Origin of the sequence: Mesorhizobium sp. AR10, from assembly GCF_024746795.1 — a bacterium.
GTDB lineage: Bacteria > Pseudomonadota > Alphaproteobacteria > Rhizobiales > Rhizobiaceae > Mesorhizobium.
This window is the reverse complement of sequence record NZ_CP080524.1, coordinates 4030747-4056450: the sequence shown is the minus strand read 5'-3', so window position 1 is coordinate 4056450 and position 25704 is coordinate 4030747. Positions and strand designations below refer to the sequence as shown.

Genomic DNA, 25704 nt, shown 5'->3' with positions numbered 1-25704 from the left:
AAATTGGTTCAAGAGCGTCGACCGTCGGAAAAATCGTGGCTCAAATGCATATCGCCCAAAAAGTGCGCAGCGGTTTTGGGACAACGACATGCATAAACAAAGACTTTGAAGCCGTTTCAACACGACGCGCTTCAGTCAGGCGGCCGACACGACATCGGCCGAATAGCGCAATTCGCGTAACGGTTTGACCTGGCTGGTCGTCTGGGCATAGAGCGGGTGGGCCTTGTAGGCGGCAAGAGCAGCGTCATCCTTGAATTCGGCATAGACGACCACGTCGATCGCGTCCGACAGCGGGTCGACCTTGGTGTTGAGCGTCACTTCGAAGAGGCTGGAATGCGGGATGTTGGCCAATGCCAGCAAGCCCGTGCGGACGGCCTCGACATCTTCCTTGCGCCGCGCGCTGAAGAAAACGATATGCCGGATCAATCCTGTCTCCTTGATTGGTTTGCCGCCGTGTTTTGTGTCAGCAGAGCCGTCGCGTCAATCGGCAACGATGTCGCGCCAGCGCCAATGAAAAAGGCGACCTGCAAGCGGAAGCGGAAACCTAGACCATGCCGGTGACATAGCGCACGACGCGCGTCACCTCCCTGACTGTGTTGTCGAGATAGCGGCCCTGATTGTAGAGGCCGTCCCAGATCAGGAAGAAGGTGACGGCGCAGATGACGACAACATAACGCATGGTTAAAACTATCGCATGTGGGAGGCCGCAACCATAGCGATTCCGAAGCTGGCCGGCGCCGCCCTCCGAAATCCCTTTCGCTTTGGCGATCGACTTGCGAGCGGTAAGCCAACGCCGAAGTCATTGGCACAGCCTGGCTTTTAGCTTGCCTCTTGAAGTTCCCGCTAATGACGTGGAAGATTGTGGCGGGAATTCACTGGGAGGCTCGAAGCTCCGGTTAAAGGGTGCGTGTTTTCGTTCGAGCCCGCCTGCTCCCGACCCGGTCAGCACCGGCATCAGGGCGCGGCGGTAGAACCTGGCGAATGAACTGCGAGAGGGTGTGGCCGCCGGCGGATTTTTGCGTTGGCGCCGCAGAAGTCCAGGGACGTGAAATGGCAGAACACAAGGGTGTTGCATCGGGCGGCATTGCGTTGGGCGACGCGATCAAGCTCGACGAACTGAATTTCGCCGAGATCGTCAAAGGCCTGCCGGCCAAGGCACGCATGGTTTTGTCGGCGGCGATGAACCTGCCGCGCGGCTCGCTGAAGGTGAGAATGCCGGACGGTCGTGCCGTTCTCGTTGGCGGCAAAGGTCCTGGTCCAGACGCCGAACTGGTGCTCAAGAACTGGCGCTTGCCTGGCCGCGCCTTTGCCGGCGGCACCATCGGCGTTGCCGAATCCTACATGGACGGCGATTGGGAAAGCCCTGACGTGACCAGCTTTCTGGAACTGTTCGTCGTCAACTCGGCCATCGGCGAACGCGTCGCCGGCGGCGCCAGCTGGCTGATCGGCACCGTCCAGCGCATCCGCCATTGGTTCAATGAGAACACCCGCACCGGTTCGAAACGCAACATTTCGGCGCATTACGATCTTGGCAACGCCTTCTACAAGGAATGGCTCGATCCAAGCATGACCTATTCGTCGGCTCTCTATGCGACCGGCGCCAATGATCTGGAAAGCGCTCAGGCCGCCAAATATCGCGCGCTGGCCAAGGACACCGGCATCGGCAGGAAAGACCATGTGCTGGAAATCGGCTGCGGCTGGGGTGGCTTTGCCGAATTTGCGGCGCGCGAAATCGGCTGCCGTGTCACCGGGCTGACGATCAGCCGCGAGCAGCATGATTTCGCCAAGGCGCGCATCCAGAAGGCCGGGCTTGCCGACAAGGTCGACATCAAGTTGCAGGATTATCGCGATGAGACAGGCACTTACGACCGTATCGCCTCGATCGAGATGTTCGAGGCGGTCGGCGAAAAATACTGGCCTGTGTTCTTCGGCAAGATGAAGGCTTGCCTGAAGCCCGGCGGCACCGCCGGCTTGCAGATCATCACCATCAACGAGAATGCCTACGACACCTATCGCGCCCGGCCGGATTTTATCCAGCGCTATGTTTTCCCGGGCGGCATGCTGCCGACGCCGTCGATCCTGAAATCGCTCGGCAAGGACCATGGCCTCGCCCATCTGCGCGAGCGCGTCTTCCCCGACGACTATGCCCGCACGCTCGCCGAATGGCGTCAGCGCTTCTGGGGCTCCTGGGAAAAGATCGTCCCGCTCGGCTTTGACGACCGCTTCAAGAAGCTCTGGGAGTTTTACCTGCATTATTGCGAAGCCGGCTTTAGAGCCAGCTACATCGATGTCCGCCAGGTGGTCTACAAGGCGTAGGGCATGTCGCCCAAAAGTGCGTAGCGGTTTTGGGATAACGACATGCCTAAAAACAAGCGATCTCGACGCGAGGCAGCCCGGCAATGCTGCCCCGCCTCCCGCGCCGTCGCGAGGGTGTTACGGACCTATTTCAGAGTAGGATGCGGTACTTCGCAAACCCAGCTTCGCCCTCGCCCGCCGGTTCGATCTTCAGCGATTTGACCTGCGCAATGAAATCCTTCGCCTTGGCGCCGGTCTCGAACACGACGCTGGTTCCGGGCAATGGCGCAAACGACCAGTTATCGTCCGCCGACGGATTGATCGTGCCCTCGCTGATGATGTAGCGCACGATCACGTCGCGGTTGGTATCCGGCGCCTCGTAGATGATCTTCGAGGCATTGATTTCAGGGAAATTGCCGCCGCCACCGGCGCGGTAATTGTTGGTCGCGACGACGAATTTCTGCTTGGGATCGATTGGTTTGCGATCGAACATCAGATCGACGATGCGGTTTGAGCCGGCATTCGCCAGCCCACCCTTGGAATCGTATTTGGCCGGCTGCGACAGGTCGATCCTGTAGCTGACGCCATCGATGACGTCGAAATTGTAGGACGGGAAATCGGTATTGATGAGCGCCTGGTCGGCCTTGTCGGGCTCGATCCGGTTGAAGATGCCGGCCGACATTTCCAGCCAGTCTTTCACCTCGGCCCCAGTGATTTCGACGGCGCGCACGGTGTTCGGATAGAGATAGAGGTCGGCGACATTCTTGATGGCCACATCGCCCACCGGCACGTCGGTATAGTAGTCGGCGCCGTTGCGCCCGCCCGCCTTGAATGGAGCCGCCGCCGACAGCAGCGGCACATCCTTCCATTGCGTATTCTCAAGGATATCCTTGAGATACCAGGTCTGTGCCTGGCTGACGATCTGAACCGATGGATCGTCGGCGACCAGCGCGAAGTAGGAATAGAGCGGCGCCGAGGTTTTGCCGACGGGACGGCGCACATAGGCAAGCGTCGCTTCGTGGTCTTCTTTCAGCGCGTCGACGATGCGCTGGTCATCTTCGACCGTCGGCTTGTTCGCCTTGTCAACCCGCTCAAAGATCGGCCGTGCCTCCGAGGTCGCCGAGACGACCTTCCATTTCGACCCGTCGCGCTCCAGCATCAGGTCGATCAGGCCCATATGCGAGCCCCAGAAGCCGCCCATCACCGCAGGCTTGCCTTGCAGCGTGCCCTTTTGAGTATCGACGGCCTCGAGCGACTGAAAGTCCTTCTTGCCGGGAAAGACCAGATGCTGGTGGCCGGTGAAGACGGCGTCGATGCCCTCAACCCCTGCGACGAAGAACGAGGCGTTCTCCATCATGTCACCCTGCTTGATATCGATGCCGGAGTGGGAAAGGGCAATGACGATGTCGGCGCCCTCCTCCTTCATCTGCGGCACCCACGCCTTGGCCGCTTCGACGATGTCGCGGGTCTTGACGTTGCCCTCGAGATTTTTCAGGTCCCAGACCATGATCTGCGGCGGCACGAAGCCGATGATGCCGATCTTGATCGGCTGCTCGGCGCCCGATCCGTCTTTGATCTTCTTTTCGAGGATGACGTAGGGCTTGAGATAGAGCTTGTCGTCGCGCGGGTTCGCGGCGAGTTCGGTGCCGCGGATCAGGTTGGCGCAGACGAAGGGAAAATTGGCGCCGGCCAGCACCTTGTCGAGGAACGACAGGCCGTAGTTGAATTCATGGTTGCCGAGCGTCGAGCATTCGTAACCGAGCAGGTTCATGCCCTACATGATCGGATGAAGGTCGCCCTCCTTCATGCCCTTCTCATAGGCGATGTAGTCGCCCATCGGGTTGCCTTGAAGAAGGTCACCATTGTCGATCAACATCGCGTTGGTGGCCTGCTTGCGCACCGCCGCGATCAGCGAAGGCCGTCCGCGACAGTCCCATCGTGTCGTTCGCTTTGTCGGCGTAGTAATCGTAAGGCAGAACATTCACATGGATGTCGGTCGTTTCCATGATCCTGAGATGTGCCTGGTTTGCTTGCGCGCGGGCCGAAAACGGGTGGAGCAGGATCAGCGCCCCGCTGGCGGCGGCGCCCGCAAGCAGCGAGCGGCGAGAGACGGGGTGGAGCAGTTGTGACATTGTTCTTTCCTTCTCAACGACGTGCCCTGCCCCGAAGCAAAAGCTTGGCGCCGAAATCTTCCCAAGTCCATCGGGAAGTCAGGTCCACAGGGAGTGCAGTCGATCAAGAAGAGGTGACGTGCCAATGAACGCCGACGGCGAAAAACGTCAGCCCTTGTCGTCGTCGCCCTGGGTGATCAGCCGCGCGCTGCGCTGACCCGTCGCATAGATCCATAGCCAGCTCAGCGAAACCGCAAGCCGGTTGCGAAAGCCGATCAGGAAATAGATGTGCGCCAGGCCCCACAGCCACCAGGCCGGCCACCCGGTGAGCTTAATCCAGCCGAAATCGATCGCCGCGGCGCGCTTGCCGATGGTCGCCAGGTCGCCGTCATGCTTGTAGCGGAAGGGGCGCGGGGTCGTGTCGCCAGCAAGCCGGGCCTTGACTGTCGCGGCGACATGCCAGCCAGCCTGTTTGGCGGCAGGCGCGACACCGGGCACCGGCCGCCCGTCCGGCCGCAGCACATGTGCAGCGTCGCCGATGACGAAAATCTCCGGGCTCCCCGGCACTGTCAGATCGGGCTCGACCAGCACCCTGCCCGCCCGGTCAGCTGCCGCTCCCAGCCATTCGGCGGCCGGTGAAGCGGCGACGCCTGCCGCCCACAGGATTGTCCTGGCCGGCAGCGTTGTGTCGCCAAACACGACACCTTCTGCGTCGCAGCGTGTCACGGCGCGACCGAGCTCCACCTCGACGCCAAGCCGCTCGAGCGCCTTCCGGGCGTAGTCGGAGAGCTGAGGCGCAAAATTGGCAAGGATGCGGTCGCCGGCCTCGATCAATACCACGCGCGTGTTGCGCGTATCGATGTTGCGGAATTCGCCGCGCAGCGTTTCGTGCGCCAGTTCGATGATGGTGCCAGCCAATTCGACGCCGGTCGGACCACCACCGACGATCGCCAGCGTCAGCAGTGCCTGGCGCCTGGCCGGATCGGTTTCCCGCTCGGCCTGCTCGAAGGCAAGCAGAATGCGACGCCGCACGGCAGTTGCATCCTCCAGCGTCTTCAGCCCCGGAGCAAACGGCTCCCATTCGTCATGGCCGAAGTAAGCATGGCGGGCGCCGGTGGCCAGCACCAGCGTGTCATAGGCGATCGCATTGCCATCATCGAACAGCACGCGTTTGCCGGTGCGGTCGACACCGCTGACATTGGCGAGCAGCGTCGTCACATCCTTGCGCTTGCGCAAGAGATGACGGATCGGCCACGCGACCTCCGAGGTCGCCAACGCCGTGGTCGCCACCTGATAGAGCAGCGGCTGGAAGAGATGATGGTTGCGCTTGTCGATCATAGTAATGCGCACCGGCGCGCCGCCGAGCGCGCGGGTGAATTCGAGGCCGCCGAAACCTGCGCCGACGACGACGACATGATGGCTGGCTTCATTCATCTCATTCACCCCTTAGCGAGCAAATTCACGCACTCTGACATAGGTATTTTTGTGCACCGCAGCAATATCCAGGCTTCGACGACTGCCGGGGAGTCGCCGTTCGATGTCGTGAATGCACATGCCGCACATCATGGCCGGGTATAGCCTCGCGGAAACAGCATACCGCGAGTGAAGTATGGCGAACGATCGTGACGACGAAGCTCCGGCACAGTACTCTTCGCCGCCTTGTTTTATGCACGAACTCGATCCGGAATTCCGCATGCCTCTGTCCGACTGGACCGACGTAAGGCGATGGCGCAAGGCTGAGCGCGAGCGGCTGATCGCAGCCCGCCTGGCCGTTTCCGCTGACGCTCGGACATCCATGTCGCATCGCATCGCCGAGGGTCTTGATGCGGTGATCGGCAACATCGCCGGCCGCATGGTCAGCCTCTACTGGCCGTTCCGTGGCGAGCCGGACCTGCGGTCCTGGATGGCTTCCATCAACGAACGCGGCGGCCGCACGGCATTGCCGGTCGTCATCGAGAAGGGTCAGCCACTGATCTTCCGTGCCTACGTGCCGGGCGACCGGTTGGAAAAGGGCGTCTGGAACATTCCGATACCGGCTGAAGGCGACCCGGTTCTGCCCGACATCGTCATTTCGCCGATCGTCGGTATCGATCCCGGGCAGTATCGCCTTGGCTATGGCGGCGGCTTCTTCGACCGCACGCTGGCGGCGATGCCGTTCAAGCCGCTGGTCATCGGTGTCGGCTACGAACTGCAGCGCATCGCCACCATTTATCCGCAGCCGCACGACATCCCGATGGATCGGGTGGTCACGGAGGCTTCCAAAGCCTAGGCGAGTTCCGGCTTCATCCCCATTGCCGTCCGGTCGACGATCTCGCGCAAGGCAAAGGACGAGTTGATCTTCGTCACATGCGGCATGGCCGACAGCCACTCCTTGTGGATGCGTTCATAGTCGACGAGATCCTTCGCTGCGATGCGCAGGATATAGTCGTATTCGCCCGACATCAGGTGGCAGGACAGGACATTCGGGCAGCGCTTTATCGCTGCCTCGAAATCCGACAGCGTCTTCTCGAATTGCCCCGACAGCGATATATGCACGATTGCCGTCATCTGGTGGCCAAGTGCTGCATTGGAAAGCCGGGCATGATAGCCGCGGATGGTTCCGGACTTTTCCAGATTGTCCAGCCGCCGTGAACAGGCCGACTGGGAGAGGCCAACCTTCTCGGCAAGAGCTGCATTGGGTATCCGGCCATCCTTCTGCAATGTCTCGAGAATGGCGATATCGATCCTGTCGAGCGGCATTTTTCGGGATTCCTGCGACAATATGTCAATTTGGCGCAACGATTATCGAATCGCGCCCTCCCGCGCAAGCGCATTCGCAAACACTTGCGCAACGATTCGTGGTTCACTGGATGTAGACAGGGAACGAGCCCCTAAGGGCCGGATCAGGAGAAAAAGATGCGCGTCGGCTGCCCCCGGGAAATCAAGAACCACGAATACCGCGTCGGCCTCACGCCTGGCTCGGTCCGCGAATATGTCGCTCACGGTCATGAAGTGCTGGTCGAGACCGGGGCCGGGGCCGGCATCGGCGCCGACGACAACGCCTACCGCGCTACCGGCGCCACCATCGCCAAGACGGCCGCTGACGTGTTTGCCAAGTCAGACATGATCGTCAAGGTCAAGGAACCGCAGCCCAATGAATGGGTTCAGCTGCGTGGCGGCCAGATCCTCTACACCTATCTCCATCTCGCTCCCGATCCGGAGCAGACCAAGGGCCTGCTGGCTTCCGGCGTCACCGCAATCGCCTACGAGACCGTCACCGACGATCGCGGCGGTCTGCCGTTGCTGGCGCCAATGTCGGAAGTTGCCGGGCGTCTGTCGATCCAGGCCGGCGCTACGGCGCTGCAAAAGGCCAATGGCGGCCGTGGTGTGCTGCTCGGCGGCGTGCCCGGCGTGCTGCCCGGCAAGGTCACCGTGCTAGGTGGCGGTGTCGTCGGCCTGCATGCCGCCAGGATGGCGGTTGGCCTCGGCGCCGACGTCACCATCATCGACCGTTCCATCCCGCGCCTGCGCCAACTCGACGACATCTTTGGCGGCCGCGTCCACACCCGCTATTCGACCGTCGAGGCGCTCGAAGAGGAATGTTTTTCGGCCGACATCGTCATCGGCGCCGTGCTGATCCCCGGTGCTGCCGCGCCGAAACTCGTTTCGCGCGAAATGCTGTCCGGCATGAAAAAGGGCGCCGTTCTCGTCGATGTCGCCATCGATCAGGGCGGTTGCTTCGAGACCTCGCATGCCACCACCCATGCCGAGCCGACCTACGAGGTCGACGGCGTCATCCACTATTGCGTTGCCAACATGCCGGGCGCGGTGCCGGTCACTTCGGCTCATGCCCTCAACAACGCAACGCTGCATTACGGCCTGCAGCTCGCCGACAAGGGCTTGAACGCGCTGGTTGACGACCACCACCTGCGCAACGGTCTCAATGTACACAAGGGCAAGATCACCAATCGCGCGGTCGCCGAGGCGCTCGGCTATGAGCTGGTCGAGCCGAAGGCGGTCCTGGCGGCCTGATACACCCAGAAAAAGTCAACCTCCCGTTTCGCCCGCCGGTTCGTTCCGGCGGGCTTTTTCTTGTGCGATTCCAACGACCTGTTGTCATGGCCAACACTCAATCGCTATTGAATCCCCCGCCAGTTCGCCTACCACTGTGACATTTATGTCATTCTTAAATTAGACCTCTCTGCTAAGACACGCGCGGGTTGTTTTAGGGGTTAAGGGGCTAATGTTCATGCGAACTTCTGCAAAATCTATTCTTCTCAGCGCCGTTTCGATCGTGGCGCTGGCGTCTACCGCGCTTGCGGCGGATGTAGTTGCTCCCGTAGAATCGTCTGGGTTCAACTGGAGCGGCGTTTATGTCGGCTTCGGTGTCGGCGCCGGCGCCAACGTGCATGAGCTGGGCAGCGACTTCATTCCCGGCCTGTCGTTGAACGGCATTGGTGGCGAAGGCGTCTACGGCGAAGCAACGGTTGGGTATGACTATATGGTTTCGCCGCGCTTCCTGCTCGGCGGCCTGCTCGACGCGCATTTCGGCAACATCGAAACCACCTTGGATGTGGTCGGGTTGAACGCCTCGATCCAGGAAACTTACGGCTTTGATGCCGGCTTGCGCGCGGGTTATCTCTTCACACCGAATACGCTGGGCTATGTCCTCGGCGGCTATTCTTGGCAGAAGTACAAACTCGACACCAATGCAGGCTTTGACCTCGATTGGGATCAGAGCGGCTATTTCCTGGGGGCGGGCGTCGAGACGGCCATCAACAGCAATTGGACGATCAAGACCGAATATCGTTACACCCGCTTTGGCACGGCGAACATCCTCTCCGACCTCGGTGTTCCGGACGGCGTCCTTAACACAGACACGTCGAGGCACACGTTCCAGGTCGCAGCCAACTATCGTTTCGGCGCCCAGAACGGCAGTGCCGCTTCTTTTGAAACACCCGCCTACAACTGGACCGGCTTCTACATTGGTGGCGCTGGCGGTGCAGGCGCTTCGGTGCATCAGTTCAATATTCCCGGCCTGGAGTTCAACGGTCTTGGTGGCGAGGGCGTCTTTGGTGAACTGAACGCTGGCTACGATCATGATTTCGGCAGCTGGGTTGCAGGTGTGATGGTCGATGCCCGATATTCGGGCATGACCTCGGAACTGGAACTCTTTGGCGGGTCGATCAATCTGGATACCGACTACGGTTTCGATGTCCTTGGCCGCGTTGGTATGAAGGTCAACGAATCGACCCTTGCGTATGTGCTCGGCGGCTACAGCTGGCAGCATTTCGATTTGAATGCCTCCGCGCCGATTGGCGATATCCTCGATTGGGGTTCGAGCGGCTTCTCTGTGGGTGGTGGTCTCGAAACGGCAGTGTCCAGCAACATGACCGTCGGGCTCGAATATCGCTATTCGCAGTTCGCTAAGAAGGATTTTTCTGCGGATATCGGGGCCCCTGACGATTTCCTCACGTCCACGCCTTCCTTCCACACCGTGCGCATCGGCGCGAAGTACAAATTCAACTAAAGCCGCTCCGGCAACGATCAAAGCCCGTCGGTCAATTCCGGCGGGCTTTTTCTTTGCGCGGAGAATGCGGGCAACAAAAAAGCGGAGCCAAAGCCCCGCTTCCTCGGTATCGAGATTTCCGCCGGTTCATCCGCGGTCGGCAAATCGATCGACCATCATCTTCTAACGCGACAATGCGACGGCAGTACGACAGCTGTGGTCCGCGTGACAGACGGTACCGCCTCGAACCTTCAGGCGCGCTCGATCCTGCATTGATAGCAATTGTTGCGCGCCGAGCGGACGTGGACATAGGCGATGTCGTCGCGCTCGAACAAGGCCCCTGCCCGCGCCGCGATAGCCTGTGTCGGGATGACCCCGCCACTGCCATAGACAATGCGGTCGTCCTTGCCATAGCCGCGCACGATATAGTCGCTGCTTTCGAGCATTTCGGGAATCATTTCCCCCCCGGCGGTGCGTTCGCATTCCTCGGCATGCAGGAAGATCGGCCCGGTCTCGGCATAAGGCTGAAGCTCAGGAAACGGCCGATAAGCCAGGACGAGATAGGCATCGCCGGCAGCGACATTCCTGAGGCAGTGACGGCATGGCACACCATCGCCGTCCGATATCTGCCGCTCCGGCGTCCGGCCATAGGCGTCGGGAGCGCCGCGCTGCAGGGCTCTCACATCCTCGGTCGGCAAGGCTTTGAACTGGATGGTCATGGCGCAATCTCCGCTGTCGTTGACCGGAAATTATGCGCTCGAGCCGGTGCCTCCCACCCGATTCCTGCCAAGTATCAGTCAGTCCATCAGCGCGTCACTCCGCACCAGTCCGGTGATCTCCTGCACCCGCCGGACGGCGAGCAATGTGCCAGCCACGTAAGGAGCAGCCGACGAGCCAGCGTCATGGCGGATGGTCAGCCGCTCAGAGCCCAACTCATTCAAGCCGGGCTCTTTTTGCGGGATGATCCAGACCGCAAGTCGAGCGGTGAAATCGTCAAGATTTCGAATAACTTACCTGACGAAATCGTCGAAGCGGCGCAGTGTCACCCGGCGATTGCGCCAGTTCTCGTTCTGCGTCTGCACCAGCAGGAACTCCTCGCCATAGCCGACGGTTTCCAGCGCATAGCCCGGCACACCGAATTCGCGCACCAGCGTCCGTTTCAGCGAGGCGGCGCGCTGCTCGGACAAGATCTGGTTCGACTGGAAGGAGCCGACCGCGTCGGTATGGCCCTCGATCAGCACGCGGGCGCCGGGGTTGCGCCGCAGGATGCGGTCAAGCGCGTCGGCGATGTTTTCGATCTTGCCGTATTGCGACTCCGAAATGGCCGCCGAGCCGAAAGCAAAATTGATCGACTGGATATCGATCGAACGCGCCATACGGCGCAGATCCGGCCGTCGCTTGAATTCGCGGATGGTGACGCGCTGGTTGGGGCGCAGCTTTACCCGGGGCGCCGCCTCCAGCTGGCGCTCGATCGTCGTGGCGGACGGCGTCGTCGCCTGGGCGAAAGCCAGGGTCGGCATGGCAAAAGCCGCGATCAGCGCAACGGCAAGTGTACGTCGGGTCAGCATGTCCTGTTCTCCTTCGGCCAGTCGGATGGCCGCATTGGTCGTGTCACCAACATGGCAAAGACAGTCTGAAGCGCCGATGAACGGAGGGTTCAGTTTGGGGGAGAAATCAAGGCCTCATGACGCTGGCCGAGCGCTCCAGGAAAGGCAGCGGGTGCACGACCTCCTTCTTTTGCGCCACCGGCGCAAAGCCGAGTTTCTGGTAGAGCGGCAGGGCAGCCGGGTGATCCAGCGTGCAGGTCTGCACCGTCACCCGCTTCGGCCCATACGACCACGCGGCGGCAATCGCCGCACCCAGGAACCAGCGGCCGATGCCTTGCCCGGTCGCGTGCTCCATCATGCCGAAATAGGCGAGTTCCACTTCCTCCGGCAGATGCGGCTTGAGGTCGAAGAAGCCGGCCGGCGCGCCATCGAGGTAAAGCACCCTGATGTCGCGGTCCTCGCGGTGGATGCCGGCCGAAAGCTCCTCGTCGCTCAGCCTCAACACGTTCACCCAATGCCATTTTCGGCCCACCCGATCCATCAGGTAGCGGTAGAAATGCAGCGGAATGTCCTTGCTCTTCAGCAACGCGATCTGACGGTTGTACGGCACTGTCGGCGAATAGGCCGGCGGCGCATGCATTTCGAGAAACGTCACCGTCACCTCGATGTCTTCCAGCACTCCGTTTTCCATCACCGTCATTCCTTGCCCGTCACGATCGGCGTATCGTCAAGCCCGCCCCATTCCGTCCAAGAGCCGTCGTAAAGCCTGTTGTCGGTGTGGCCAAGAGTCTCCAGCGCCAGCGTGATCGCAGCCGCCGTGATCCCCGATCCGCAAGAGGTAACGATCGGCTTCGACAGGTCGATGCCGGCGCCTTCGATCACCTCGCGCAGACGCTCTTTTGACAAAAGCTCACCATTTTCCGAAAGCACCGGCGTCGGCACATTGCGCGCACCCGGCATGTGACCGGAGCGGATGCCCGCGCGCGGCTCCGGCTCCGAGCCAGCGAAACGACCTGGCGAACGCGCGTCGGCGATCTGGCTCTGCCTGGTCTCGACGATCTGGCGCATCTCGGCCAGGCCGACAACCCGGCTGGCGTCAAAGTCGACGTGAAACACGCAAGGCGCGATCTTGGTCGGTTCCGCCGTCACCGGCCGGCCGGCCGCCTTCCAGCGGTCGAAGCCGCCGCCCAGTATGTAGACCTGGAACATGCCCATGACGCGGAACATCCACCACCCGCGCGGCGCCGAGAAGTAGCCTGGACCGTCATAGACGACGATGGTGTCGTCGGCCGAAATGCCCATCGCGCCAACATATTGCGCGAAATGCTGCGGCGACCGCAGCGTATGCGGCAGTTTGGAATCCGGATCGGAGACTGCATCCTGATCGAGGAACAGCGCGCCCGGAATGTGCGCCGCTTCATACTCAGCACGCGCGTCGCGCTTTTGCGCCGGCAGATACCACGACGCATCGACGATGGTCAGGCCCGGCTCGCCAAGACGTTTCTGCAGCCAGTCCGCGTCGACGGTGAAAGGGCTGTCTTCGGCCATTCTTTTTCTCCTGCTCCGTCTTGGCGAAGCGTTATGGTTCAGGCCGCCGGCATCGGTCCGAAGCGTATGCGAAAGCGCCGGTTCTCGCGGCCCTTCTTCTCAATCTTGCCGATATGGATCTCGCCGACTTCGCCAGTGCTCTTCACATGGGTGCCGCCGCAAGGCTGGCTGTCGATTGCGGCATGCTCGCCAATGCAGACCAGGCGGATCTTGCCCGTGCCGACAGGCGGCCGCACATTCTTGGATTTCACCAGGCCGGGATTGGCCGCCAGTTCCTCGTCGGTGATCAACCTGACAAAGATCGGATGATCGGCCCGCACCAGTTCCATCATCCTGGCGGTAACGTCCTCCTTGGTAAAACCTGCATCCGGAGCGTCGAAATCGACACGGCTGTCGTCCTCGGAAACCGCGGCGCCGGTGATCGGGAACGGACAGACGACGGTGAGCAAATGGCAGGCTGCGTGCATGCGCATCAAGAGGTGCCGCCGCTCCCAGTCGATGGCGAGTTTCACTCGCTCACCAACGACCGGAACCGCCTGCTCCGGCGCCGGCACGTGGATGATCTCGTCCTTGGTCTCGCCGGTGATGGTGGCGGCAATGGCGATGCGGCTGCCGTCGGCGCGCTCAATGGCACCCGTGTCGCCCGGCTGCCCGCCTGACGTGGCGTAAAAGATCGTCCGGTCGAGGATGATGCCGCCGCGATCGTTGATGGCGACAACCAAGGCGTCAGCCGTCTTCAGATAGGCGTCGTCGCGAAACAGCGCTTCCGTCTTGTGCGCCATCAGGCGACCTTCTCGAACGGCACCGAAATTGTGCTGCGCTGTTCCATCCAGCCCGGCACCGGCAGTTTCTTCTCGCGCAAAAATTCCGGGTTGAACAGCTTCGACTGGTAGCGCGTTCCGTAATCGCAGAGAATGGTCACGATGGTGTGGCCGGGACCCAATTCCCTGGCCAGCCGGATCGCGCCGGCAATGTTGATGCCGGTCGAGCCGCCGACGCAAAGGCCCTCCTCCTGGATCAGGTCGAAAACGATCGGCAGCGCATCCTCATCCGGAATCTGGAAGGAAAAATCCGGCGTGAAGCCTTCGAGATTGGCGGTGATGCGCCCCTGCCCGATGCCTTCGGTGATCGAGCTGCCCTCGGATTTCAGATCACCGCTGGTGTAGAAGGAGTAGAGCGCGGCCCCCAGCGGATCGGCCAAGGCGACCTTCACATCCTTGCTTTTGGCTTTCAACCCGAATGCGACTCCGGCCAGCGTGCCGCCTGAGCCGACCGCCGACACGAAACCGTCGACCTTGCCGCCGGTCTGGTTCCAGATCTCTTGCGCCGTGGTGCGGATGTGGCCGTCGCGATTGGCGACGTTGTCGAACTGGTTGGCCCAGATCGCGCCGTTCGGCTCGGACCGCGCCATCTGCTCGGCCAGGCGCCCCGACAGCTTCACATAGTTGTTGGGGTTCTTGTAAGGCACCGCCGGCACCTCGATCAGCTCGGCGCCGAGCAGTTTGATCGTGTCCTTCTTTTCCTGGCTCTGCGTGTCGGGAATGACGATGACGGTGCGGTAGCCCAGTGCCTTGGCAACCAGCGTCAGGCCGATGCCGGTGTTGCCGGCTGTCCCTTCGACGATGACGCCACCCGGCTTCAGCAGCCCACGCTGTTCGGCATCGCGGATGATGAACAGGCCGGCCCGGTCCTTGACCGACTGGCCAGGATTCATGAATTCGGCCTTGCCCAGGATCTCGCAGCCGGTTTCTTCCGAGGCCTTGTTGAGGCGGATCAGGGGCGTGTTGCCGATCGCTTCGATCACAGAACGGGGCATGAAGATTCCTTGTGTAGCGTGCGGCGAGACCCTAGAAACCCGAAGCTTCGGTTTCAAGGCAAGAATCGACTGGCACAGTCGCATTTCGAGCACTGCAATTTTCTGAAACAGATGCTGCGTCCCGGAATCCATTTCAACCATGTGCCGAAAAGCGCTCTTTTCATTCGATTTCTTCACCGCTAGAGCACTAGCAACAAGTTTGCGGGACACAGCATGACACTCTACCGGGCCAACCCGAAGCACGGCGTCGCCTGGATCACGGGCGGCAGCAGCGGCATCGGCCGTTCGTTGGCCAAGGACCTTGCGTCGCAGGGCTTTGCCGTCGCGGTGACGGCGCTCGACGATGATCCGATCGATACGCTCATTGTCGAGACGGCGCAGATGCCGGGCCATGTCACGGCCTTTCCTTGCGACGTGACCGACGAGAAGCGCATGGCAAAGACAGTCGCCGCGATCGAGAAGGAACTCGGGCCAATCGTTCTGGCCGTGTTCAATGCCGGGAACTATATCGCCACCCCCGGTGAGGACCTCAAAATCCGCGACTTCCGCCAGTCTTTCGAAGTCAATTATTTCGGCATCATCAACGGCCTGGTGCCGGTCGTCGAACGCATGCGCATCCGCGCCCGCGGCCATGTCGTCCTCGTCGGCTCGGTCACTGCCTATTTCGGCTGGCCGACCACGGCCGCCTATGGCGGCACCAAGGCAGCGATCAACATCTTGGCCGAGTCGCTGAAATACGATTTCGACAAGATGAATGTCCGCATCCAGGTGATGAATCCCGGCTTCATCGACACGCCGCTGACCGAGAAGAATATGCTGCCGATGCCAGGCTTGATGCCGGTCAACCGCGCCTCGCGCCGCATGGCACGGGGCATCAAATCGGGCGGCTTCGAAGTCACCTTCCCGCGCCGGCTGAGCTGGGGCCTGAAGCTGCTCAGCCTGCTGCCGAGATCGTTCTGTCATTGGTTCATCAGCACCGCGACCCGCTGGCAGGGACGCCCGCTGAATTTCGATCGCAAGCCGCCGAGCGAATAGACTGTCCACAGGACGCCGTTGCCTGGTTGCGGTCGCGGCCATAGGTTGAGAATTGTTGCGTGGAGTCTGCGATGGGGCGACGGATCGTGCTTGCGCTGCTGGGTCTCGTCGTCATTCTCGCCCTCGCCTTCATGCTTGGCCCACGTGTCCCCGTCGATACCACGATCCGTTTCGATGCCTCGGTGATCGGCGACGACCCGCAGGCCTATGTGGCACGCGAAGAAGCTGCCCTGCCTGGTATCCGCGACGGGCTGGAGAAGGAGATCATCTGGGCCAATCCGATGGTTCACGCCAGAACGCCACTGTCGATCGTCTACATCCACGGCTTCTCGGCATCGAAGGGCGAGGTTCGGCCGCTGCCCGACGACGTAGCCGACCAGCTCGACGCCAATCTTTTCTACACTCGCCTCACCGGCCATGGGCAGGATGGCGCCGCGATGACGCAAGGCAGCGTCAACGCCTGGGTCAACGACTACGAGGAAGCGCTCGCCATCGGCCGGGCGATCGGCGACAAGGTGATCGTCATCTGCACCTCGACCGGCGGCTCGCTGGCGGTGTGGGCCGCGACGCAACCGGACGCTTCGGACGGCGTCGCCGCGATCGCGTTCATCTCGCCGAATTTTGGCGTCAAGGCTTCCGGCGCCGAAATCCTGACCATGCCATGGGGCCGACAGATCGCCAGGTTGGTCGCCGGCAAGGAACACAGCTTCGTGCCGCGCAACGCGCTGCATGAAAAATTCTGGACCTACCGCTACCCGATCGAAGCGACCCTGCCGATGCAGGCGCTGACCGAGCTTGCCTATGGCGCGCCGGTGGAGAAGGCGACCATCCCGGCTTTGTTCATCTTCTCGGATTCGGACAAGGTGGTGCGGCCCGACCGCACGCGTGAAATCGCCGGGCGCTGGGGTGGCGCACACGAACTGGTGCCGGTCGACGACACCGGCGATCAGGACAACCACGTCATCGCCGGCGACGCGCTGTCGCCATCGACGACGGCTTTCCTGGCGCAGCGAATTGTCGTCTGGGTCAAGGCAATCACGCAGTAGCGCTTCCGACACGTCGAACGCCCGCGAAACGAAAAGGGCGACCGAAGCATCGCTTCGGTCGCCCTCATTCAGTTGGTCTAACGCCGAGATCAGACGCTCGGCCGCAACTCGGTCTGCTTACGCAGCCCGCGCAGCCGGCCGCTTGCCGCCGAAACGGCGCTTGTTGTTGCCCTTGAATGGCTTGGCGCCTTCCGGCTTGCGCTCGCCGGCAAAGACAGGCTTGTCGCCGAAGCGCTTCTTGCCGTTGTTCTGGCCGCCGGGCCGCCTGCCGTCGCGACGGCCATTGCGATCGTTGCGGTCGTTGGCCGGCTCGAAGCGTTCGTTCTTTTCGGCGGGATTACGCTGCGGATCGGGGCTGCCGAGATGGTCGGCAACAACAGGCAGCTTGGTGCGGATGATGCGTTCGACCTGGCGCAGCTTGCTGCTCTCGGAGGGATCGCAAAGTGTGATGGCGATGCCGTCCATGCCGTTACGGCCGGTGCGGCCGATGCGGTGGACATAGCTTTCCGCCTCGTCCGGCAGGTCGAAATTCACCACATGGCTGATGCCGGGAACGTCGATGCCGCGCGCCGCGATGTCGGTCGCCACAAGAATGCGCACCGAGCCTTCGCGGAAATCGTTGAGCGCCTTCTGGCGGGCGTTCTGCGACTTGTTGCCATGGATGACGGCGGCCTTGAAGCCGTCGCGCTCCAGGTCCTTGGTCACCCTGTCGGCGCCATGCTTGGTGCGCGAAAAGATGATGACGGACTTCATCGCCTCGTCGGCAAGCATCGTCGACAGCACCTGGCGCTTCTGCTTGGTGCGGGCAAACACGACGCCCTGCACGATCTCGGCCGCCGCAGTGCTGTGCGGGGCCACTTCGACGCGGATCGGGTTCTTCAGCAGGCCTTTCGCCAGTTCGGCGATTTCGGCCGGCATGGTAGCCGAGAACAGCACCGTCTGACGGTCCGGCGCGGTCGCCCTGGCGATGCGCTTGACGTCGTTGATGAAGCCCATGTCGAGCATGCGGTCGCCTTCGTCGAGCACCAGCCATTTGGTGTCGGCAAGGACGAGGTCGCCCTCACGCACCAGGTCGGTCAGCCGGCCGGGCGTGGCGATCAGGATATCGACGCCGGGCGCAACCTTCTTCACCTGGCTGAAGCGCGAGACGCCGCCAAGCACGAGCGCGGTCGAGACATGCGCGCCCTTGGCGAGCAGCTTGATCATGTCTTCGATCTGCACGGCGAGTTCGCGCGTCGGCGCCAGGATCAGCGCACGGGCCGTCTTCGGCCGGCGCTTGGTGCCGAGTGCGATGATCTTCGACAGGATCGGCAGCGCGAACGCCGCGGTCTTGCCGGAGCCGGTCTGGGCGATGCCGAAAATGTCGCGGCCTTCGAGCTGCGGCGGGATCGCCTGGGTCTGGATCGGCTTCGGATCGGTGAAGCCGGCGGCGTGGGTGGCCTTAAGCAGCGCGCCCGTAATTCCAAGTGCTGCGAAACCGTTGAGTTCCGCTGTGTTTTCGTTGGTCAAAATAGTCTTCTTTCACGCGGCCGCTGGCCGCAAACATCGATGGCGGCAGGGCGCAACCTGCCGTCGAAAAAAATTGATATGAAACGACAAGGCGGGCGGACGTAAACGTCCACTCGGCTGCGCTGTCGTGCCCGCAGGCATCATGCCACGGGGCTTTTTCGCCACTTTGTGATGTACCGGAAAGAGGGCCGATATACCGGAAAGAGGGAAAACAGACGCAACCAGTCTCATTCGTCGAGAAGGCCGGATATTGCCCGGCCCAAGCGCCTATGTCGCCGCATATGGCCCAGTTCGCCCCGAAATGCAAGGGGCTTCATGTTGCAGTGCAGCAAAAAGCTGGCGAAAGCGGCGCTTGCGCTCCCTTGCGGGCATCATTACCACAAAACGCAAGCTTCCGTTTTGGGGACCGAGCGATGAAGGACGTGCTGAAGGAACTCGAGCGCCGCCGCGAGATCGCCCGCATGGGCGGCGGCAAGGCCCGCATCGACGCTCAGCACAAGAAGGGCAAGCTCACCGCGCGCGAACGCATTGACGTCTTCCTCGACGAGGGTTCGTTCGAGGAGTTCGACATGTATGTCGAGCACCGCTCGACCGACTTCGGCATGGAGAAGACCAAGTTCGCCGGCGACGGCGTCGTCACCGGCTGGGGCACCGTCAACGGCCGCCCGGTCTATGTCTTCGCCAAGGACTTTACCGTGTTTGGCGGCTCGCTGTCCGAGGCCCACGCGGAGAAGGTCATCAAGGTGCAGGAGATGGCGCTGCGCAACCGCGCGCCGATCATCTGGTCTCTACGATGCCGGTGGCGCCCGCATCCAGGAGGGCGTGGCGGCACTCGGCGGCTATGCCGAGATTTTTCAGCGCAACGTTCTGGCCTCCGGCGTCATCCCGCAGATCTCTGTCATCATGGGTCCGTGCGCCGGTGGCGACGTCTACTCCCCGGCAATGACCGACTTCATCTTCATGGTCCGCGACACGTCCTACATGTTCGTCACCGGACCGGATGTGGTGAAGACCGTCACCAACGAGACGGTCACTGCCGAGAGCCTCGGCGGCGCGTCCGTCCACACGACCAAATCCTCCATCGCCGACGGCGCCTACGACAATGACGTCGAGGCGCTGCTGCAGATGCGCCGCTTGGTCGATCTGCTGCCTGCCTCCAACACGGCTGATATCCCCGAGATCGAATGCTACCAGTCGGTCACCGATCACGATCTGTCGCTCGACGGACTGATCCCCGACAATGCCAACAAGCCCTATGACATCAAGGAGCTGATTCTGAAGACCGCCGACGAAGGCGACTTCTTCGAGATCCAGCAGAACTTCGCCAAGAACATCGTCACCGGCTTCGGCCGCGTCGAGGGTCGCACGGTCGGTTTCGTCGCCAACCAGCCGATGGTGCTCGCCGGCGTCCTCGATTCCGATGCCAGCCGCAAGGCAGCGCGTTTCGTGCGCTTCTGCGACTGTTTCTCGATTCCCCTCGTCACCTTTGTCGACGTCCCCGGCTTCCTGCCTGGCACCGCACAGGAATATGGCGGGCTGATTAAGCACGGCGCCAAGCTCCTGTTTGCCTATGCCGAAGCGACAGTACCGAAGATCACCGTCATCACCAGAAAGGCCTATGGCGGCGCCTATGACGTGATGGCGTCAAAACATCTGCGCGGCGACATGAACTACGCCTGGCCGACGGCCCAGATCGCGGTGATGGGCGCCAGGGGCGCGGTCGAGATCATCTACCGCAAGGACATTGGCGATGCGGAGAAGATCGCAGCGCATACAAAGGCTTACGAGGATCGCTTCCTGTCACCGTTCGTCGCCGCCGAGCGCGGCTATGTCGACGAGGTGATCATGCCGCATTCGACCCGCCGCCGCATTGCGCGGGCGCTCCGCATGCTGCGCAACAAGGACATGCAGAACCCCTGGAAGAAGCACGACAACATCCCGTTGTGAGGCGCTGATGTCGCGCCTAGTCCTCTATGCGGGAACGCGCTTCGGCAGGTTGGCCATCCTGCTTTTTGCTCTACCGCTTTTCTGCCCGGTGCTCGTCTGGCTGTTGCTCCTTGACCGAAATCCGCTCGCGGTCATCGCGGCGGGCATTGTTGCCATACCGGCCGCAATGCTGGCTTTTGTTCCGCTGATCGGAGCATTGTTCGCCGGTTTTCAGCCCAGCAAGGTGGAAGGCATCTCCCGAAGCGCGGCTCCGAAGTTGTGGGCTGTGTGGGAAAGCGTTGCTGGCAAACACCGCGCCAGCCGGACCACGATCGTGCTGAGCGACAACCTCAACGTCAGTATAGGGGAACAACGTCCGTTTCTCGGTTTGCTGGGCCGTCGGGCGATCTTGACGGTCGGTATTCCCTTGCTCGCAGTGACCGACGATAAGGCGTTTGCAGCGATCCTAGCTCACGAAGACGCGCATTTAAGAAACAAGGATACAAACGGCGGGCTCAATCTTGCCGAACTCGACAAAAGCTTTGACTTGATCTTCGACTACGCCCCTCCAGGAAGGACCGTTTCCGGCAGCCTTTTCTACTGGTTGCTGAGTCCGCTCTCTCACTCCCTGGAGCGCGAAGAGATTCGACTGTCGCGACGAGCGGAAATCGATGCCGACCGTCATGCGGCAATGTCAGGCGATTCTCAGGAAGCAGCGCGCGCCCTGCTCCTCATTGCCGCGGCCGATGCGTTCTTCAATGACCGGGTTTATACTCCGCTCAAGCGTGAGTTGCTTGGCACGATGGTCCCGCCTCGTCCGCCGCTCGACCGAGCTCTGATGGCGGCCAACGAACTATCGAGCCACCCCATCCTGCAAGAGTATGCTCAAAAGGCCTGGGATGCCCCCGATGACGAGAAGGCAGACCATCCGCCATGGTCGGAACGTCTGGCCGCGCTTGGATATAGCTCTGTTCCCACGATAGAGCCGGTCTTGCTTACTGCCCTGTCGAGCCTGCTGAGCAATGAAATTGTGGCAGAACGCGTCCATCATTTCGATGGCGAATGGACATCGAAAATCGCCGACCATCTAGATCGTTAGGTAGCTGTCCGGATTGTTGTGGGGGCGACGGATCACTCCTCTTCCGCCGCACCGAACCCTGCCCCCATGGTGGCGCGGGCAGCGCTTGCCCATGGCGTCGCATGGTTGTCTATGCGCATCTGGAAGATAAAATAGGTCGGCGAGCAGAAGCCGATCCCTTTCACTTTTGAAATACCGGGCGTGTCGGACGGCAGCGACTGGCACATATAATCCTCGCGGCAGAAATGATCAGCCGAGCAGGCCGGACGGTTGCCGCGATTGACCGCGCCGCCGAGGCACTGGTCGAAATTGTTGGTCGCCACGCAGGTATCGAACTTCTTGCCGCCGACCAGCCCACAGATCTCGTTCGGCATCGGCTTGCCGGCCTTGAAAGCTGAAAAGGCGCGGTCCTTGTCATCGCAGCCGCGATAGGCGATGCCGGCCGGCACGCCGATCTTCGGTGGCCGGCAGGTATAGGCGGTGCGCGAAATCCCCGTCGCGAAGGCCGCGAACTGGCCGGAGATCGTGTAACGGTCGTTGAAGGGCTGCGTCTCATTGCTGGCAATCGAGCCAGTCAGGCACGGATGGCCGGAGAACATCTCCTTGCTGTCCTTGGGCAGCAGGCATTGCGCCAGCTTGGTCCGCACACCCGAGGCCGTCGCCAGCGGTGTACAGACGGTGCCGCCGCCGCATTGCCAGCCCGCGCCAAAGTGCTTTGCGTCCTCCGGCATCAGGCATGGCATTGCCATCTCCGCCGGCGCGTAGTCGACCTCGCCCGCATCCTTCCATGCGGCCGGCGGGGCGAAGGACAGCGGACGAAAACGGTTCGGCTCCTTGCCTTCAATCGTCGCACGCAGCCAGGCTTCGCGCCGCGGAATATCGGCATGGAGATGCGGCGAGATGCCGACCTCGATACGGTTGAGCGGTGAGGTCGTCTTGTCGTCGCGGCCGATGAAATGAAAGCCCGCGGTAGAGCCTGCCTGATGGCAACCCTGGCAGGCGCCATTGTCCAGACGCTCGACCAGTGCCTCCGGCGTACGCACCAACTTCAATGTGGAATAGTCGAGCCCGGCGAAATCCGCCGGCTGGAACAACGGCGTGAATGGATGGTTGGCCTGCCTTGCGCTGCCGAAGGTCGACCAGGAGATAACCTTCTTCGCCAGGAATTCGTCCGGGATTTCGTAGACGCCGAGATCGACCGCCGCGACATTGGCGCTGATATAGGAGGCGAGCTTTGCCTTCAGCGCCGCGTCTTCGGCAAGCCGCGCCACATCGGGCGTGTTTTCCAGCGGCTTCTCTGTGATATCAGCGCCGTAGATGTCGAGAATCCGCATGAGATAGGCGGCCTGCCCGCCGAACTCGGTCTCCTGGCCGGAGGGAAAGCGCACCACCTGTGCATTGAGCTCGAGCTGCTTGAAATTGAGCGCGGCTTTTTCCAGTGGCCCGCCAGTCAGCCAGCCGGCATCGACGCTCTCGTCAAGCTGCGGCGTCCAGCGTCCGGCAACGCCGACGCAGCCGCCATCGGCATCGGGTGCCGCGCTGTAGACGGCATTGAAATTGAACGGCAGCCGCGAGGCCAGAACCTTGCCGTTCTTCTTGAAACTGTAGGCAAGGCGATAGATGAAACGCACCTCGCCACAACTCTTGTCGCCCCGCACCTCAGCGAAATCGCGTCGGTCGAGCCGGTTGACGACGCCGACCAGGCGAAAGCGCGCGGCATCGGTCTTCAGCCAGCGCATGTCCATGATGCGGCCGACATTGCCGTCGGTCACCTCATAGAGCGTCCGCCCACCGGCTTTCATCTGCGCCCGCAGCGCGGCAACGTCGGCTGCCACCGTGTCGACGATCGCATGATAGGCGGGCGCCTCGTTATAGAGGGCTTTCAGGTCGTCCTCGCCATCGACACCGAAAACGCCGGCGAAGCCAAAACCCTTGGCGTCGAGTGAGGCAAGCACAGCAGGATCGTCGACGATGGTCACCGGACCCTCAGCGCGGGCGGCGGGCACCATGACGACGGCAGCGAAGAGTGCGACAAGCAGCGCAAGCCAACGCATCATTTGGCAGGCCCGCTACGATTGTCGGCAAGTTCGCGCAGCACCGGCACCAGCGCCAGCGGCAGGTCCTCGGCGATCAGTCCAGGACCGAACCGGCTGCCGGCCTCTCCATGAGTCCACACAGCGGCGCAGGCAGCCTCGAAAGGCGGCATGCCTTGCGCCAGAAACCCGGCAACGATTCCCGACAGCACATCGCCCGAACCGGCGGTCGCAAGCCATGGCGCGCCGTTGCTGTTGATCGCTGCGAAACCATTCGGCGCCGCGATCACCGTATCGGCGCCCTTGTAAACGACGGTGGCGTTGGCACGCGCCGCCGCCGCGCGCGCCTTGGCCAGCTTGGACAGGCTTTTGTCTCCGGCGATGTCCGGGAACAAGCGGCCAAACTCGCCCTCATGCGGCGTCAGCACCAATGCCGGCGCCGACGGCCGGCGCGCCGCTTCGAACAACGCCTGGGGCTGATGCGCCAATGAAGTGATGGCATCGGCATCCAGAACGATCACGCTGTCCGTCATGGTCGCAATCAACTGCAGCGCGAAATCGCCCACCTTGGGTTTTGGTCCGAGCCCCGGCCCGAACACCAGCGCTTCGGGATGCCGCGCCGCGAGGAATTCCTGCACCTTCTCGAGCGAGCCGGCCTCGCGCAGCATGATCGAGGTCAGATGCGCGGCATTTTCCTGCAAGGCATTTGCTTGCGACAGAACCGTGACCGCCCCTGCCCCGCTTCGCGCCGCGGCCATCGCAGACAACCGCGCCGCACCGGTGGCGCCCGGCCCACCGGAAAAAACGCCGACATGGCCACGCTTGTATTTGTGTGCGTCGACGGCCGGTCTCGGGAAATGGCGCAGCCAAAGATCTGGCGTGTTTTCGAATGTCGCGATCGCGAGCTGGTCGACGATTGCATCGGGAATACCGATGTCGGTGAGCACGATCTCGCCGCATCGGTCACGACCCGGCAACAGCAGATGTCCAGGTTTTTTGCGCGCAAACGTCACCGTGGTCCGGGCGCGGAATGCATGGCCGAGAACACTCCCGCCGTCGCCGGAGATGCCTGAGGGCAAATCGACCGCGACGACGGGAAGGCTCAACTCGGTCGCAATATCGACCGCTCTGGCAGCATCGCCGGACAACGGCTTGGACAGCCCTGCCCCGTACAGCGCGTCGACCACGATCGAGCCCGTCTCGGCGGCAAACGCCGACAATGGCCGAACTTCAACCGGGCAGTCCAATGCAGCGAGCGCCGCATCGCTACCGGCCTTCGGCGACCCGGATGCCCACAACGACACATCGACACCACTGTCATCGAGGATGCGAGCCACTACATAGCCGTCGCCGCCATTGTTGCCGGGACCGCACAGCACGTGGACGCGGCTCGCCCGGGGGTAGCGGGCCAGGACCACGGCAGCGACCGCTTCGCCGGCGCGCCGCATCAGCCCGATGCCGTCGAGTGGTCCGGCGGCAATTGCCAGCCGGTCAGCCTCGGCCATTTCGGCCGGAGACAGAAGTTCGTTGCTCATGGATTGCCGATCCGCATTTTCGGCCAGGCTCGACCTTCTATTCCGGTCGAGCATTGTCCAGTTTTCGGTTCGAAGCAAACGCTGAAGCGATGGTATAGCTTGCGACAGATACTTCGGGACAATGGCGTCGCCGGTGCGCGACTGCCCGCAAAATACGCTATCTGCCCAATTATTGTGCGGACGGAAGGACCGGCGATGTGTAGGCTCTGAGTACCCGTGCCGCATCCGAAGCAGCGAATGACGCGAATGTGCACCCCGACGCGGCATGGCGTTGAAATCGCGTGATAGCGCCTTGTTTCAGCTGAAATTGGCACAGTTCGTGCTTGATGGAGGCGCAAGCGGGGCGCACAACCCGTCTTTTTGGCAGTGGAGGCCACTTTTTACATGAAAAAGATCGAAGCGATCATCAAGCCGTTCAAGCTAGACGAAGTGAAGGAAGCGCTTCAGGAGGCCGGCCTGCAAGGCATCACCGTGACCGAGGCCAAGGGCTTTGGCCGCCAGAAGGGCCACACCGAACTCTATCGCGGCGCTGAGTATGTCGTCGACTTTCTGCCCAAGGTGAAGATCGAAGTCGTGCTCGGCGACGACGCGGTCGAAGGTGCGATCGAGGCCATCCGCAAGGCGGCCCAGACCGGCCGTATCGGCGACGGCAAGATCTTCGTCTCCAACATCGAGGAAGTCGTGCGTATCCGCACTGGCGAAACGGGGATGGACGCCGTCTGAGGTTTCTGATTTCA

Annotated in this window: 21 protein-coding genes and 3 pseudogenes; 9 read left to right on the top strand and 15 right to left on the bottom strand. The window is 61.9% G+C overall.

What is annotated here, in order from left to right; all coding sequences use genetic code 11:
- Positions 1-135 precede the first annotated feature (135 nt).
- Positions 136-426, bottom strand: a complete 291-nt coding sequence (locus tag LHFGNBLO_RS23190) for a Dabb family protein (protein ID WP_258601644.1) — start codon at positions 424-426, stop codon at positions 136-138.
- Positions 427-544: 118 nt separating this feature from the next.
- Positions 545-679 carry a hypothetical protein gene (locus tag LHFGNBLO_RS23185; protein WP_258601643.1) on the bottom strand — a complete coding sequence of 45 codons (135 nt, stop codon included), beginning with the start codon at positions 677-679 and terminating at the stop codon, positions 545-547.
- Between the two features lie 371 nt (positions 680-1050).
- Here LHFGNBLO_RS23185 and LHFGNBLO_RS23180 point away from each other — a divergent pair, with 371 nt between their 5' ends.
- Positions 1051-2316 (top strand): SAM-dependent methyltransferase, encoded by a 1266-nt coding sequence (locus tag LHFGNBLO_RS23180; protein ID WP_258601642.1) that lies wholly within the window; start codon positions 1051-1053, stop codon positions 2314-2316.
- Between the two features lie 130 nt (positions 2317-2446).
- On the opposite strand, the pseudogene LHFGNBLO_RS23175 reads toward LHFGNBLO_RS23180, so the two are convergent.
- Positions 2447-4427 (bottom strand): annotated as a pseudogene (locus tag LHFGNBLO_RS23175) (bifunctional 2',3'-cyclic-nucleotide 2'-phosphodiesterase/3'-nucleotidase).
- A gap of 147 nt (positions 4428-4574) precedes the next feature.
- On the bottom strand, positions 4575-5840 hold the full coding sequence (locus LHFGNBLO_RS23170) for an NAD(P)/FAD-dependent oxidoreductase (protein WP_258601641.1): 1266 nt from the start codon (positions 5838-5840) through the stop codon (positions 4575-4577).
- 175 nt (positions 5841-6015) lie between these two features.
- Between LHFGNBLO_RS23170 and LHFGNBLO_RS23165 the strand changes: the two genes are divergently transcribed.
- Positions 6016-6675 carry a 5-formyltetrahydrofolate cyclo-ligase gene (locus LHFGNBLO_RS23165; protein WP_258601640.1) on the top strand — a complete coding sequence of 220 codons (660 nt, stop codon included), beginning with the start codon at positions 6016-6018 and terminating at the stop codon, positions 6673-6675.
- Here LHFGNBLO_RS23165 and LHFGNBLO_RS23160 read toward each other — a convergent pair.
- Positions 6672-7145, bottom strand: coding sequence for an Lrp/AsnC family transcriptional regulator (locus tag LHFGNBLO_RS23160; protein ID WP_127851891.1), 474 nt, complete (start codon positions 7143-7145; stop codon positions 6672-6674). The two genes, LHFGNBLO_RS23165 and LHFGNBLO_RS23160, sit on opposite strands and share 4 nt — an antisense overlap.
- A 156-nt stretch (positions 7146-7301) precedes the next feature.
- Between LHFGNBLO_RS23160 and ald the strand changes: the two genes are divergently transcribed.
- Together ald and LHFGNBLO_RS23150 are read left to right on the top strand one after the other, a co-directional pair.
- On the top strand, positions 7302-8417 hold the full coding sequence (gene ald / locus LHFGNBLO_RS23155; RefSeq protein ID WP_258601639.1) for an alanine dehydrogenase: 1116 nt from the start codon (positions 7302-7304) through the stop codon (positions 8415-8417).
- A gap of 211 nt (positions 8418-8628) precedes the next feature.
- On the top strand, positions 8629-9915 hold the full coding sequence (locus tag LHFGNBLO_RS23150; protein WP_258601638.1) for an outer membrane protein: 1287 nt from the start codon (positions 8629-8631) through the stop codon (positions 9913-9915).
- A 230-nt stretch (positions 9916-10145) separates the two neighbouring features.
- Here the strand turns inward: LHFGNBLO_RS23150 and LHFGNBLO_RS23145 are convergent, their stop codons facing one another.
- From LHFGNBLO_RS23145 to LHFGNBLO_RS23115, 7 genes and pseudogenes are all read right to left on the bottom strand, one after another.
- Entirely contained in the window at positions 10146-10613 is a 468-nt protein-coding gene (locus LHFGNBLO_RS23145) for a DUF1203 domain-containing protein (RefSeq protein ID WP_258601637.1), read from the bottom strand.
- A gap of 78 nt (positions 10614-10691) precedes the next feature.
- A pseudogene (locus tag LHFGNBLO_RS23140) lies at positions 10692-10826 on the bottom strand (4-hydroxy-tetrahydrodipicolinate reductase); the annotation flags it as partial.
- Positions 10827-10904: 78 nt separating this feature from the next.
- A complete protein-coding gene (locus LHFGNBLO_RS23135; RefSeq protein ID WP_258601636.1) occupies positions 10905-11462 on the bottom strand; it encodes an OmpA family protein in 558 nt (185 codons plus the stop codon).
- Positions 11463-11568: 106 nt separating this feature from the next.
- Positions 11569-12132, bottom strand: coding sequence for a GNAT family N-acetyltransferase (locus tag LHFGNBLO_RS23130; RefSeq protein ID WP_258601635.1), 564 nt, complete (start codon positions 12130-12132; stop codon positions 11569-11571).
- 5 nt (positions 12133-12137) lie between these two features.
- The gene (sseA, locus tag LHFGNBLO_RS23125; RefSeq protein ID WP_258601634.1) at positions 12138-12989 is read right to left on the bottom strand and encodes a 3-mercaptopyruvate sulfurtransferase; all 852 of its coding nucleotides are present in this window, start codon (positions 12987-12989) and stop codon (positions 12138-12140) included.
- 38 nt (positions 12990-13027) lie between these two features.
- Entirely contained in the window at positions 13028-13771 is a 744-nt protein-coding gene (locus tag LHFGNBLO_RS23120; RefSeq protein ID WP_258601633.1) for an alanyl-tRNA editing protein, read from the bottom strand.
- On the bottom strand, positions 13771-14805 hold the full coding sequence (locus tag LHFGNBLO_RS23115) for a cysteine synthase A (protein ID WP_258601632.1): 1035 nt from the start codon (positions 14803-14805) through the stop codon (positions 13771-13773). Before LHFGNBLO_RS23115 ends, LHFGNBLO_RS23120 begins: the two co-directional genes overlap by 1 nt.
- 213 nt (positions 14806-15018) lie before the next feature.
- Between LHFGNBLO_RS23115 and LHFGNBLO_RS23110 the strand changes: the two genes are divergently transcribed.
- Both LHFGNBLO_RS23110 and LHFGNBLO_RS23105 read left to right on the top strand, forming a co-directional pair.
- Positions 15019-15840 (top strand): SDR family oxidoreductase, encoded by an 822-nt coding sequence (locus tag LHFGNBLO_RS23110; RefSeq protein WP_258601631.1) that lies wholly within the window; start codon positions 15019-15021, stop codon positions 15838-15840.
- A gap of 71 nt (positions 15841-15911) precedes the next feature.
- Positions 15912-16886, top strand: a complete 975-nt coding sequence (locus tag LHFGNBLO_RS23105; RefSeq protein ID WP_258601630.1) for an alpha/beta hydrolase — start codon at positions 15912-15914, stop codon at positions 16884-16886.
- A gap of 117 nt (positions 16887-17003) precedes the next feature.
- Here the strand turns inward: LHFGNBLO_RS23105 and LHFGNBLO_RS23100 are convergent, their stop codons facing one another.
- Positions 17004-18395, bottom strand: a complete 1392-nt coding sequence (locus LHFGNBLO_RS23100; protein WP_258601629.1) for a DEAD/DEAH box helicase — start codon at positions 18393-18395, stop codon at positions 17004-17006.
- 413 nt (positions 18396-18808) lie between these two features.
- Between LHFGNBLO_RS23100 and LHFGNBLO_RS23095 the strand changes: the two are divergent.
- Positions 18809-20342: pseudogene (locus tag LHFGNBLO_RS23095) on the top strand (acyl-CoA carboxylase subunit beta).
- Positions 20343-20349: 7 nt separating this feature from the next.
- Positions 20350-21420 carry a M48 family metallopeptidase gene (locus LHFGNBLO_RS23090; RefSeq protein WP_258601628.1) on the top strand — a complete coding sequence of 357 codons (1071 nt, stop codon included), beginning with the start codon at positions 20350-20352 and terminating at the stop codon, positions 21418-21420.
- 32 nt (positions 21421-21452) lie between these two features.
- Here the strand turns inward: LHFGNBLO_RS23090 and LHFGNBLO_RS23085 are convergent, their stop codons facing one another.
- Both LHFGNBLO_RS23085 and LHFGNBLO_RS23080 read right to left on the bottom strand, forming a co-directional pair.
- Positions 21453-23456 carry a hypothetical protein gene (locus LHFGNBLO_RS23085; protein WP_258601627.1) on the bottom strand — a complete coding sequence of 668 codons (2004 nt, stop codon included), beginning with the start codon at positions 23454-23456 and terminating at the stop codon, positions 21453-21455.
- Positions 23453-24967 carry an NAD(P)H-hydrate dehydratase gene (locus LHFGNBLO_RS23080; protein ID WP_258601626.1) on the bottom strand — a complete coding sequence of 505 codons (1515 nt, stop codon included), beginning with the start codon at positions 24965-24967 and terminating at the stop codon, positions 23453-23455. Before LHFGNBLO_RS23080 ends, LHFGNBLO_RS23085 begins: the two co-directional genes overlap by 4 nt.
- A 384-nt stretch (positions 24968-25351) precedes the next feature.
- On the opposite strand from LHFGNBLO_RS23080, the gene LHFGNBLO_RS23075 reads away from it, so the two are divergent.
- Positions 25352-25690 (top strand): P-II family nitrogen regulator, encoded by a 339-nt coding sequence (locus tag LHFGNBLO_RS23075; RefSeq protein WP_006205430.1) that lies wholly within the window; start codon positions 25352-25354, stop codon positions 25688-25690.
- Positions 25691-25704: the final 14 nt, after the last annotated feature.

Coding starts and splice junctions, on each gene's coding strand:
- ald (WP_258601639.1), top strand. CDS start 7,302: ATGCGCGTCGGCTGCCCCCGGGAAATCAAGAACCACGAATACCGCGTC.
- LHFGNBLO_RS23110 (WP_258601631.1), top strand. CDS start 15,019: ATGACACTCTACCGGGCCAACCCGAAGCACGGCGTCGCCTGGATCACG.
- LHFGNBLO_RS23180 (WP_258601642.1), top strand. CDS start 1,051: ATGGCAGAACACAAGGGTGTTGCATCGGGCGGCATTGCGTTGGGCGAC.
- LHFGNBLO_RS23145 (WP_258601637.1), bottom strand. CDS start 10,613: ATGACCATCCAGTTCAAAGCCTTGCCGACCGAGGATGTGAGAGCCCTG.
- sseA (WP_258601634.1), bottom strand. CDS start 12,989: ATGGCCGAAGACAGCCCTTTCACCGTCGACGCGGACTGGCTGCAGAAA.
- LHFGNBLO_RS23135 (WP_258601636.1), bottom strand. CDS start 11,462: ATGCTGACCCGACGTACACTTGCCGTTGCGCTGATCGCGGCTTTTGCC.
- LHFGNBLO_RS23105 (WP_258601630.1), top strand. CDS start 15,912: ATGGGGCGACGGATCGTGCTTGCGCTGCTGGGTCTCGTCGTCATTCTC.
- LHFGNBLO_RS23085 (WP_258601627.1), bottom strand. CDS start 23,456: ATGATGCGTTGGCTTGCGCTGCTTGTCGCACTCTTCGCTGCCGTCGTC.
- LHFGNBLO_RS23150 (WP_258601638.1), top strand. CDS start 8,629: ATGTTCATGCGAACTTCTGCAAAATCTATTCTTCTCAGCGCCGTTTCG.
- LHFGNBLO_RS23090 (WP_258601628.1), top strand. CDS start 20,350: ATGTCGCGCCTAGTCCTCTATGCGGGAACGCGCTTCGGCAGGTTGGCC.
- LHFGNBLO_RS23170 (WP_258601641.1), bottom strand. CDS start 5,840: ATGAATGAAGCCAGCCATCATGTCGTCGTCGTCGGCGCAGGTTTCGGC.
- LHFGNBLO_RS23075 (WP_006205430.1), top strand. CDS start 25,352: ATGAAAAAGATCGAAGCGATCATCAAGCCGTTCAAGCTAGACGAAGTG.
- LHFGNBLO_RS23160 (WP_127851891.1), bottom strand. CDS start 7,145: ATGCCGCTCGACAGGATCGATATCGCCATTCTCGAGACATTGCAGAAG.
- LHFGNBLO_RS23130 (WP_258601635.1), bottom strand. CDS start 12,132: ATGGAAAACGGAGTGCTGGAAGACATCGAGGTGACGGTGACGTTTCTC.
- LHFGNBLO_RS23165 (WP_258601640.1), top strand. CDS start 6,016: ATGGCGAACGATCGTGACGACGAAGCTCCGGCACAGTACTCTTCGCCG.
- LHFGNBLO_RS23115 (WP_258601632.1), bottom strand. CDS start 14,805: ATGCCCCGTTCTGTGATCGAAGCGATCGGCAACACGCCCCTGATCCGC.
- LHFGNBLO_RS23080 (WP_258601626.1), bottom strand. CDS start 24,967: ATGAGCAACGAACTTCTGTCTCCGGCCGAAATGGCCGAGGCTGACCGG.
- LHFGNBLO_RS23185 (WP_258601643.1), bottom strand. CDS start 679: ATGCGTTATGTTGTCGTCATCTGCGCCGTCACCTTCTTCCTGATCTGG.
- LHFGNBLO_RS23120 (WP_258601633.1), bottom strand. CDS start 13,771: ATGGCGCACAAGACGGAAGCGCTGTTTCGCGACGACGCCTATCTGAAG.